Source organism: Listeria rocourtiae subsp. hofi (genome assembly GCF_963575615.1).
GTDB classification, from domain to species: Bacteria; Bacillota; Bacilli; order Lactobacillales; family Listeriaceae; genus Listeria_A; species Listeria_A hofi.
Genome location: NZ_CAUYTL010000005.1, coordinates 101,507 through 113,074 on the forward strand (window position 1 = coordinate 101,507; position 11,568 = coordinate 113,074).

General features: G+C 40.0%; 10 protein-coding genes. 1 reads left to right on the forward strand and 9 read right to left on the reverse strand.

Annotated features, from left to right (window positions below):
* Window positions 1-38 precede the first annotated feature (38 nt).
* From rseP to pyrH, 6 genes are all read right to left on the reverse strand, one after another.
* Entirely contained in the window at window positions 39-1,304 is a 1,266-nt protein-coding gene (gene rseP / locus R8925_RS04435; RefSeq protein WP_430534707.1) for an RIP metalloprotease RseP, read from the reverse strand.
* Window positions 1,305-1,314: 10 nt separating this feature from the next.
* Entirely contained in the window at window positions 1,315-2,457 is a 1,143-nt protein-coding gene (locus R8925_RS04440; RefSeq protein ID WP_430534708.1) for a 1-deoxy-D-xylulose-5-phosphate reductoisomerase, read from the reverse strand.
* 15 nt (window positions 2,458-2,472) lie between these two features.
* Window positions 2,473-3,273 carry a phosphatidate cytidylyltransferase gene (locus R8925_RS04445; protein WP_430534709.1) on the reverse strand — a complete coding sequence of 267 codons (801 nt, stop codon included), beginning with the start codon at window positions 3,271-3,273 and terminating at the stop codon, window positions 2,473-2,475.
* Between the two features lie 12 nt (window positions 3,274-3,285).
* Complete coding sequence (uppS, locus tag R8925_RS04450; protein WP_430534710.1) at window positions 3,286-4,044, reverse strand: undecaprenyl pyrophosphate synthase; 759 nt, start codon at window positions 4,042-4,044, stop codon at window positions 3,286-3,288.
* A gap of 711 nt (window positions 4,045-4,755) precedes the next feature.
* Window positions 4,756-5,313, reverse strand: a complete 558-nt coding sequence (frr, locus tag R8925_RS04455; RefSeq protein WP_430534711.1) for a ribosome recycling factor — start codon at window positions 5,311-5,313, stop codon at window positions 4,756-4,758.
* Between the two features lie 2 nt (window positions 5,314-5,315).
* Window positions 5,316-6,044 (reverse strand): UMP kinase, encoded by a 729-nt coding sequence (pyrH, locus tag R8925_RS04460; RefSeq protein WP_036069567.1) that lies wholly within the window; start codon window positions 6,042-6,044, stop codon window positions 5,316-5,318.
* Window positions 6,045-6,233: 189 nt separating this feature from the next.
* On the opposite strand from pyrH, the gene R8925_RS04465 reads away from it, so the two are divergent.
* Window positions 6,234-8,021, forward strand: coding sequence for a glycerophosphoryl diester phosphodiesterase membrane domain-containing protein (locus tag R8925_RS04465; protein WP_430534712.1), 1,788 nt, complete (start codon window positions 6,234-6,236; stop codon window positions 8,019-8,021).
* 133 nt (window positions 8,022-8,154) lie between these two features.
* Here R8925_RS04465 and tsf read toward each other — a convergent pair whose 3' ends face one another.
* The 3 genes from tsf to R8925_RS04480 all read right to left on the reverse strand — a co-directional run.
* Window positions 8,155-9,039: a translation elongation factor Ts gene (tsf, locus tag R8925_RS04470; protein WP_133620200.1), complete on the reverse strand. Its 885-nt coding sequence runs from the start codon at window positions 9,037-9,039 to the stop codon at window positions 8,155-8,157.
* Window positions 9,040-9,123: 84 nt separating this feature from the next.
* The gene (rpsB, locus tag R8925_RS04475) at window positions 9,124-9,909 is read right to left on the reverse strand and encodes a 30S ribosomal protein S2 (RefSeq protein ID WP_430534713.1); all 786 of its coding nucleotides are present in this window, start codon (window positions 9,907-9,909) and stop codon (window positions 9,124-9,126) included.
* A 189-nt stretch (window positions 9,910-10,098) separates the two neighbouring features.
* A partial coding sequence (locus R8925_RS04480) for a multicopper oxidase family protein (RefSeq protein ID WP_430534714.1) occupies window positions 10,099-11,568 on the reverse strand: 1,470 nt, incomplete at its 5' end.

Sequence of the window (11,568 nt, forward strand, 5' to 3'; positions counted from 1 at the left end):
CCACATGAGCAATACGCTCTTAAATCCCCCTGTTTATCTTAGAAAAATGCTCGCTGAATATCATTCCAAGTTACGAGCAACATTAGCACCATCAATAATGCAAAACCAATAAAATGTACCATGCCTTCTTTTTTCGGGTCTAGTGGCTTCCCACGAACTAATTCGTATAAGAAGAACAGTAGCCGTCCGCCGTCAAGCGCTGGCAACGGAAGTAAATTCACGATTCCTAAGTTGATGCTTAAAACAGCTGTCCAATTTAGTAATGTCAAGAAACCGTAGCTCACTACCTCTTGCGTAGACGTATAAATCCCAACTGGTCCATTCAACATGTTCAGCGAGAAGTCGCCAGTTACCATCTGCCCAAGCACATGGCCAATTTGCGTTATCCAGAACCAAGTCTGCGTGAAACCATACGTGATTTTTGTCCAGAAAGAGTCAGACCCTGGTTGTGCGACACCAATTTTGCCGACGCTCGTACCATCTTGGGCTTTCTCAGCTTTCGGTGTTACCTCGATATCCTGTGTTTTACCATCACGATCGACTTTGAAATCAAGTTCTTTATTCGGGCTTTTTTCAACTGTAGAAAAAATATCTTGCCATGAGTCCATTGCCTTACCATTAATTGAAATAACTTCGTCACCCTGCTTCAAACCAGCTTCTTGTGCCGCACCGTTATCCATAACTTGTCCAATTTCAGGCTCATTCGAAGGAACGCTTCCTGAGACAAAAGCAAGAATTGTAAAGATTATAATAGCTAAAATAAAGTTGAATAGCGGTCCTGCAAAGATAGTCATCGCACGTTTACCAAGGGATTTCGACTGAAAAACACGGTCATATGGCGCGATAATTGTTTCTATTTTGCCGTCAATAACAACAGCATCACTTGCCACCTGATAACGAACAATTTTCTCTTCATCGTATTCTTCATAACCTTCAATAAAAAGTTCTTTTTCAAGATCGCTTCCAGAAACCTCGAGCGGCTGCACATCTTGATACTGATCCTTTCCATTGATAATAATCTTTGTTACTACCTCATCATCATTTAAAATCAAGCCAACACGATAACCGGGTTTCAGCTCGACTACTTCTCCGTCCTCACCAGCCATTCGAACATAACCACCGATGGGAAGAAGTCTTAATGTGTACTGTGTTTCTTTTTTGCGGTAAGCAAATATTTTTGGACCAAAACCGATTGAAAAATCACGAACTAGAATACCAGATCTTTTGGCAAATAAGAAATGGCCGAGTTCATGAAAGAACACGATTAGACCAAAAACAAATATAAACGCAATAATTGTTGTCATTATTTCACCTCTATAAAAGTGTCTTCACGTATGCACGTGTTTCCTGATCTACTTGGAAAATTGTTTCTAAATCAGGGTTTTGTATTACCTTGTGACGATTCATCGCGTTTTCGACGAGCGCCTCAATATCTTGAAAAGCAACTTGACCATTTAAAAAGCCGGCAACAGCAATTTCATTCGCCGCATTTAAAACAGAAGGCATCGTTCCACCTATTTTACCAGCAGTATATGCTAATTTCAACGCTGGGAAACGATGTAAGTCCATTTTATCAAAATGAAGCGTGCCAAACTCCGTAATATCAAACGGTTTGTTGAATGATATACTTGCGCGTTCCGGATATGTCAATGCATATTGGATGGGGACACGCATGTCTGGCAATCCGAGTTGCGCGATATGGCTACCATCTTTAAATGCTACCATGGAATGAATAACACTCTCTCGGTGAATGACGACATCAATTTTATCGTAGTCTAAATCAAACAACCAGTGCGCCTCGATAACTTCTAGCCCCTTATTAAACATCGTCGCAGAATCAATTGTAATCTTATTCCCCATCGACCAATTTGGATGCGCTAAAGCTTCTGCAACCGTCACATCCTTTAACTGATCTCGCGTTTTATCACGAAAACTTCCACCAGAAGCGGTTACAATCAATTTATCAATACTCGCCGGATTTTCTCCCTGTAAACATTGAAAAATCGCAGAGTGCTCACTATCAACAGGAACTAAACGCACGCCTTTTTCCTTCGCTGCACGCATCACCAAATGTCCTGCTGTTACTAGCGTTTCTTTGTTAGCAATCGCAATCTCTTTCCCCGCTGCAATCGCATCTAATGTTGGCTGTAAACCAACACTGCCCATCACCGCATTAATCAATATATCGCCATGGCTATATGTCGCAACTTCTTGCAATCCTAGCGCGCCATAATATACCTTAATCTCAGGAAATTCCAACTTTAATTTATCATAATCTCGGCGATGCTCTACCGATACAATTTCTGGTTGAAATTCATGAATAACAGCCATTCCTAGTTTCATATTGCGCCCAAACGAGAGCGCTACAACTTGGAATAATTCTGGATGTTCCCTAACAATCGCAAGTGTCTGGCTTCCAACCGAACCTGTTGCGCCTAGTAAATTAATTTTTCTCATCAGTACACCTCTATTTTATAAAATTTGAAGTATATGTAGCAGTGGCAAAAGAAGTGGTAACACAAATAATAAATTATCAAATCGATCCAGTATTCCGCCATGACCTGGTAATAGCTTTCCAGAATCTTTCACACCGTAATAACGTTTAAGAGCCGATTCTACTAAATCTCCAAGTTGACCGAAAATAGATAGCACTACAATTAAGCCAGCGATAACAACTGGGTTTCCATCTAACCCCATGTATAAATAGTACCCACCGGCAATCAACACCGCAAAAACAATACCACCAACGAACCCTTCCACAGTCTTATTCGGACTTACATTTGGTGCCAGTTTATGTTTCCCAATTGAGCGGCCTACAAAATATGCCATCGTATCTGTCATCCATACGATCAACAGAGCAAAAATAACATATTCCAATCCAGCATTCCTCGTCTCCGCAAGATAATGAAAACCAAGCCCCGTATAAAACGCCGCTAAAACGCCAATCCCGACTTGATCAAAATGATAGCGATTCTTTGAAAATACTGTGTAAGATAACAATAATGCTATGCAGACAAATATGATTTCCATCTGGGTAATGCTATATTCCTCAAGCCAATCAATAAACCACGTCGGTGCCGCAATAATGAGTGTCAAAACGAGCGTGATAATCCCGTTCACCGAAAATAACTGTTGCTTTGTCATCACTAAAATTTCATATAACGCAATTGCTGCCAACAACATACTAAGCAGTTCAAATGGCAATTTCCCATAGATTACAAACGGCAGGAACACCGCTAAAGCTACGATTGCTGTAATAATTCTTGTTTTCACAATATATCCTCCCTATAAGCCCCCGAAGCGTCTCGAGCGATTCTGATACTCCACCACCGCCTGCTTAAAATCATTTTCCGCAAAATCTGGCCAATGCGTCTCTGTAAAATAAAACTCGCTGTACGCAAGTTGCCATAGCATAAAATTACTGAGTCTAAGCTCGCCGCTTGTTCGAATTAATAAATCTGGATCTGATAAACCAGCACTCATCAAATGCTTTTCCAGATACTCCTCTGTCAAATCATTTGCAGTAAGTCCTGCATCAAGCAACTCGCGCATTGCTGCTTGCGTTGCCGTCACAATCTCGGCTCGTGCTCCATAATTTAACGCAAAGTTCAAAACAAGCCCAGTGTTCCCCTTCGTTGCCTCAATCGCTCGCTCTACTGCATCCAATGTGTGTTTTGGCAATTCCTCTTTATACCCCATCACATTGACACGAACATTTTCTTCCATTAGCTCTGGTATAAACGTATCAAAAAATTCACCCGGTAGCTTCATTAGAAAGTCCACTTCATCATTCGGTCGCTTCCAGTTCTCCGTAGAAAAAGCGTACAATGTTAATATATCGATGCCAAGCGAATTCGCATAGCGCGTCATCCGCTTAACAACTTGCATTCCTTCACGGTGCCCAGCAACTCGAGGCAAAAAACGTTTCTTTGCCCACCTTCCATTTCCGTCCATAATAATTGCAACATGACTCGGCAAAGGAAGTTCCGCTGAAATTTCACTATTTATCTCATTCTCATCTTGACGAAATATTTTCTTAAACATGTTCTTTCCTCCAATAGAATTACCAAGAGTCGGCACGTCTATACTTATAATAACAAAAATAACAGCAATTATGTACTATAACTTGCTCAAAGTAAATAAGAAATCGATGAGAGAAGCTCTGATATGATATTTTCAATCACTATTCTTACTAAGAAATAACCGCTTCATGCATACAGGTAAGGCGAGTTTAATGCCTTGGATATGCGTAAAGCGGTATCTAAAACCAGAAGTTAGAAGGGAGGCGCGCTTAAACACCGAAATGAGTATGACATCTAAATTGTTGTGACTCTTATGAGGCATCTTTTGCCGATTTATAGCCACAATATGCATGAGAACGCAGTGAGCATGTAATCAATCAGTGGTTCTTACACGCCAAAACAAGTATCACATCTAAATTGGTATTGAAACGCTTCGGTATACTCCAAAATTTCTTGGAATAGCTAGGTATTGCATCATGCTCAGCACCTCCGGATCCAGCTTCAACGGCCAACTCCTCGAAAACTTCACGCCCTCCGCAAAAAGCAAGAGCAGCTTTTTACTGCAATCGCTCCAGTTTTTGTCGGAGCTGAACGGGCCGTTTCAGCTTTTCGGTTGATCCAGCTTCAAGAGCCAGACCCTCGAAATTTTCGTGCCCTCCACAAAAACCAAGTGAAGGTTTTTATTGCGGCCCCTAACAAATTTTTTCGGGTCTAACTGGCTCTTTCAGCTTTTCTAGACTTCCATTATTTCTTCTTCTTTACTCTTCGCAATCTCATCAAGTTTCTTAATGCTTGCGTCAGTCAGTTTTTGCACGTCTTCTGTGAAATTACGTAAATCATCTTCCGTAATATCGCCAGCTTTCTCTAATTTCTTCAAATCGTCATTCGCATCACGGCGCACGTTACGAATCGCAACTTTTGCATCCTCAGCTTCTTTTTTCACTTCTTTTACTAACTCTTTACGGCGTTCTTCCGTTAGTTGTGGAATCGAGATACGAATAACTTCACCATCGTTATTTGGCATAATTCCAAGATCACCTTTTAAAATGGCTTTCTCGATATCGCCTAGCGCTGTTTTATCATATGGTGAAATCATCAATAAGCGCGCTTCTGGAACGCTTACGGCTGCTAATTGGTTGATTGGTGTTGGCGCACCGTAATAATCCACCGAAATACGGTCAAGCAGGGATGCGTTGGCACGACCTGCGCGGATTGATCCTAGTTGATGTTGTAATGCTTGCTCTGATTTAGCCATTTTCTCTTTTGCTTGTGCTAATACTTCTTTACTCATAATTATTTCCTCCCTCTTACTATTGTCCCTATTTTTTCGCCTAAAATAACACGTTTGATGTTGTTATCTGTCTCTTCAAACGAGAAGACGATTAATGGAATATCATTGTCCATACTTAGCGATGAAGCCGTTGTATCCATGACTTGTAAATCATCTTTAATCACATCTAGATACGATAATTCATCATATTTCACTGCGCTGTCATCCAATTTTGGATCGGCACTATAAACACCATCGACATTGTTTTTCGCCATCAAAATGACCTCAGCCTCGATTTCAGCTGCGCGCAATGCCGCTGTTGTATCTGTTGAGAAATAAGGGTTCCCAGTTCCCGCTGCAAAAATAACAACGCGCCCTTTTTCCAGATGACGAATCGCTTTGCGTCTAATATACGGTTCAGCAATCTGCCGCATATCAATGGAAGTTTGAACACGTGTAGCAACACCAACATTCTCCAGTGAATCTTGTAAGGATAAAGAGTTCATGACCGTTGCAAGCATACCCATGTAATCTGCTGCCGCACGATCCATCCCCATTTCGCTTCCTAGCTTACCGCGCCAGATATTACCGCCACCAACAACGATAGCGACCTCCACGCCAAGTTCTACGACTTCTTTCACTTGTTGCGAGATGGAGTTTACGACACGTGGGTTAATCCCAAATCCTTCCGTTCCTGCTAAAGCTTCACCACTAAGTTTCAATACTACTCGTTTATATTCTGGGGTATCCATATTGACCTCCATCTACTTTCTATTTGGCTCATTCCTAACACTCGGAATAATTCCATCATATTCTATAATACTAAAAAAATGCCTCAAGCAAAAGCATTTTCATACAAATTTCAAAAATAATCTTTTCATGCTACTAATTATTGCTAACTTATCGTATAATGAAAAACAGAAATAAGGGGGAGAAATTGAATGAACACAATCAAAATTTGGAAAACCTTGAGGACTTCTTTGTTTTATACCCGTTTTAACTCATGGTACTACATAAAATTTGTATTTGTTTTACAAGCAACGATTCTTTTACTAGCCTTTCCGTTTTTAGCTTTATTTTTCAGCTTCATGACGACATCACTTGGCTATGATAGCATAACGGATCAGAATATTTTAGAATTTTTGCGAAATCCACTCGGTTTGCTATTTGCGATTATTTTCGGATTACTAGCTCTGTTTTTTATTTACCTTGAATTATCTGTCTTGATACTTATCACCTACTATCACCAGCAACAAATTCCATTTACCATCCGGATGATTTTTCGAAAAATCATGCAACAATCCAAATATTTGTTATCGTACCAATTCGTCTTTTTTCTATTATATTTCGCACTGATTGTTCCGATTGCGGGAATGGGGCTCCATTCTGAATTAACGGACGGAATTTATATTCCCAATTTTATTGTAAACGAATTACTAAAATCTACTTCTGGCGCTATTTTATACTTTAGTTTTATTGCCATCGTGATTTACATTAATATCCGATTAGTATTCTCGCTGGAGATTTTTTTGACAAGGAAATGTACAATTTTTCAAGCGATGAAACGTAGTTGGACAATTACTCGCTGGCAAACATGGCGTATAGTAGCGATTTTCGTAATTATGTCGCTTGTCGCAGCTGGTCTGCTTTTTATCGCTTTTATGATTTTTCTGCTACCGACTATTTTAGCAGAACAGTTATGGTCATCGGCAGCACCAGTCGTAGCTGGAATATCGCTGACGCTGAGCCAGATATTCTTCATTGTTGCCTTCACGATTACCCCTATTTACGTTGCGCATGCTGTTAATTTTATGTTTTTAACGCGCGAAAATAAAGTCATTTCACACAAGCAGATGCAAGTCGTGAAAAAGAAACATCGCAAGTCCTTTTATGTCACTATTACCGCTTTAGTCCTTGCTCTAATAACGATTAATGGTTTCTATTTGACCGAAATAACGTATAGCGACAATACACAAATCATCGCCCACCGCGGATTGAAAAGCGCTGGTGTTGAGAATTCACTTGAATCGCTTCATGGCGCTGCAAAAATTGGTGTAGATTTTGTTGAAATGGACGTGCTTGAAACGAAAGACCACCAGTTTGTTGTGTTTCATGATACCAATCTAAGACGAATGGCAGGCATCAATCGTAATGTACGCGATATGACGTTAGCCGAGTTAGAGAAAGTAACAATTCGACAAGACGGTTTCACATCAACAATTCCATCACTAGAAACTTATATTGAACACGCAAAAAAATGGAATGTAAATCTAAATATCGAAATTAAAACACACGGCGGTGAGTCCAAAGATTTCCTTGCTAATTTTGAAAAAATAGTGCAAAAACATGGTGTAGAACGCGATTATATTTACCAGTCGTTGGATCGAAATATTGTAGAAACCATTAAAGAGCGTTATCCTGCCATGCGTGTTGGTTTTATTGTACCTCTTAATTTTGGAAACTTGGTGAATATCAACGCTGATTTCATTGTTATTGAAGAATTTTCATTTAGCGCCAGCATGCAGAGACAAGCCCATGAGCGTAATATGGACTTGCTGGTATGGACAATTACAACTCCTGAAGCCGCCCGAAAATACATGCTTGCAGACGTTGATGGGATTATTACAGAAATACCTGAGGAAGCTATGAAGGTGCAAGATGATTTGAGAAATGATCAAGCCGTTAGCACCAAGTTAGCAGATGCAATTGATTTGTTGACTGGCAATTAGAAAAGAAGCAAAGCGCGATAGATATATATCACGCCTTGCTTCTTTTTTTCGATTATCGAGTATCGAGCAGAAAATATATTAAAGAACCGCTACTCTGAACGAATAGCGGTCAATCGAATTACTTGAAAGCGAATTATTTCTTCACTTGATTCATAACTTCTTCAACAAAGTTATCTTCTTTTTTCTCTAAACCTTCGCCGACTTCAAAGCGAACGAATGATTTGATTGTAGCGCCTTTTTCTTTCACGAATTGACCAACAGTTACGTCTGGATTTTTAACAAACGGTTGATCTTCTAGGCTAATTTCGCTAAGATATTTTGTTAGGCGACCTTCGACCATTTTCTCAACGATATTAGCTGGTTTGCCTTCGTTAAGTGCTTGTTCTGTAAGGATTTTTCTTTCGTGTGCAATTTCGTCTTGGGAAACGTCATTACGTGAAATATATTTAGGGTTAATTGCTGCAACGTGCATTGCTACATCTTTTGCAACTGCGTCATCAGAAGTTCCTTCAAGAACAACTAATACTCCAATACGTCCACCCATGTGAATGTATTCGCCAAATGCATGATCTGCAACTTTTTCTTTAATTTCAAAACGACGAAGAGAGATTCTTTCACCGATTTTTTGGATTGCTTCGTTGATGTAGTCTTGTAAAGTTTGGCCGTTTGGCATTTCTGTTTTCAACGCTTCATCCAAGTTATCTGGACGAACAATTAGTAATTGGTTAGAAATATCTTTTACTAGCTGAATGAATTGATCGTTTTTAGCAACGAAATCTGTTTCTGCATTGATTTCAAGCACTGCAACGTGTTTATCATTACTAACAACACTTGTCATACCTTCTGTAGCGATACGATCAGATTTTTTCGCAGCTTTCGCGATACCTTTTTCACGTAGGTAGTCAATTGCTAAATCCATATCTCCATCTACTTCTACTAATGCTTTCTTACAGTCCATCATACCTGCACCAGTTTTTTCACGTAGTTCTTTTACCATTTGAGCTGTAACGTTAGCCATTTACAATTCCTCCTAATATAAAAATCTTTGAAAAAAGGTGATAAGAGATTGCCACTTATCACCTTGTTAGTTTGAAATCAGTTCTTAAGCTTCTGTAGTTGGTTCTTCAGCTACTGGAGCTGGAGCCGCTGCAACTGTTTCTTCAACAACTGGCGCTTTTACTTCTTCTACAGGAACTTCTTGCTCTTCACCTTGGTTTACTTCGATGATAGCGTCAGCCATTCTAGCAGTTAAAAGTTTAACCGCGCGGATAGCATCGTCATTTGCAGGAATTACGTAATCAATTTCATCTGGATCACAGTTTGTATCAACAATACCGATAATCGGGATATTTAATTTACGAGCTTCTGCAACAGCAATACGTTCTTTACGAGGGTCAACGATGAACAATGCATCAGGAAGACCTTTCATATCTTTAATACCGCCTAGGAATCTTTCAAGTTTTTCTTGCTCTTTTTTAAGAAGAACAACTTCTTTTTTAGGAAGGACTTCAAAAGTTCCGTCTTCTTCCATTTTTTCGATTTTCTTAAGATGTTTAATACGTTTTTGGATTGTTTCAAAGTTTGTCAATGTTCCACCTAACCAACGATGGTTAACAAAATATTGACCTGAACGAATCGCTTCATCACGAACGGAATCTTGCGCTTGTTTTTTAGTTCCTACAAAAAGAATTGTTCCACCGTCAGCAGATACTTCTTTCATAAAATTGAAAGCTTCATCTACTTTCTTAACAGTTTTTTGCAAATCGATAATGTAGATACCGTTTCTTTCTGTGAAGATGTATTTCTTCATTTTTGGGTTCCAGCGACGTGTTTGGTGGCCGAAATGTACCCCAGCTTCTAGCAATTGTTTCATTGAAATAACAGGCATGTTATTCCCTCCTATGGTTTTATTTTTTGCGGATTTTTCCGCCCTCCACATGAATCAACCAACCAAAGACTTGAAATCAAGCACCCTTTGAACTATCCTCATGTGTGTGTGATGTTTTAACACCGTTTCCTATAATAGCACACAATACCGCCTATGACAAGTGTTTTGCTCTGTTTTTGAGTTTAGGGTTTATTCATGCGTGTGTCCAGAAAATGGCGTGTAAACATTATCATATTGCAGATGCATCATCATACCATTGGTAGCATGATCCAAGTTATGACAATGATCCATCCAAATACCAGGATTATCTGCTTTAAAAGCCACTTCATATGTTTCTCCTGGTTTCACATTTAGCGTATCTGTCCACCATGGGCTACCTGTTGTTGCCGCACCATTTCGCATTAATACCAACATTTTATGTCCATGTAAATGCATTGGGTGATGACTATAACTACGGTTCACAAAGGTCGTCTTCACTAAATCGCCCTCACTCACCATCAGCATCGGCGTATTTGGATACAACTTGCCGTTAATTGTCCATAAATGATGCACCATTCCATCAAAAAAAGCTAATTTGCTATCAAAAACCATCGTAAACGTTCGATCAAAACCGTTAGAAGTATCTAATGTGCTCACCTGCTGCTTTCCGTATTCCTCTGGTTTGAAGACCTCGGCCGGAATGTCTTTCGATACTTTCGTCGCTTTTAACGTAGATTGGAATATCCAGCCACCCGCCTCATCTTTTGCATCAAATAGACGGACCACATGATTTGGCATTGTGAACGCAATATCCATCCGACCACCAGCAGGAATTTGTAAATATGTATTTTCTAAATCTGTAGGTTTATAAATTGTGTTCCCATCAATCGCTGCAATTTGAAGCGGTGTACCATTCAAAATTAGTTTTTGTGGTTTATTATGCGCATTTCCTAAGCGTATTCGTACATTTGTACCCGGCTTGATATTTTTAGGCACCTCTCCATTCGCAGATAGTAGCGCACCGGATGAATCCACATACTTTGGCGCGACAAAACCAACAATTTCTAACTCTTTTTGCGTTTGCTTTTTCGGTTCCACAATAAGCGACCCAAATAGACCATGCCCCACTTGCTCTGATGACTGATTATGTGAGTGATACCAAAACGTCCCAGCCGTGTCAGCGGTAAAGCGATACGTATAACTTTCCCCCACTTTTACTGCTTTTTGCGAAATGTCTGGCACACCGTCCTCAGCATTAGGAACATCATAGCCATGCCAATGAATTGTTACACCGTCCGCAATATTTTTATTCGTCAGCGTTACTTCTACCACGTCCCCTTGTATTACCCGAATAGCAGGGCCAGTCATTTGCCCATTAAAAAGCCAAAGTTCTTTTTCTGATCCATCAGGAACATCCATCCTCTTTTTCGCGGCAGTAAAATGGTAACGTTTAGTGGCAGCTGTCGCATCAGGGCCTGTCAATACCGTCACATCAATAGGTTGCTGTACGTTAGTTACTTTCCCACCACCCCAATCCATTTGCATTTCATGTCCATCATCTTGCATTGCATTCGCATTCCACAACAAAGAGCCGAAAATAAATCCCAATCGAGTAGGAGGAGCCGTTAGGCTCCGACCTCTCACACCACCGTACGTACCGTTCGGTATACGGCGGTTCAA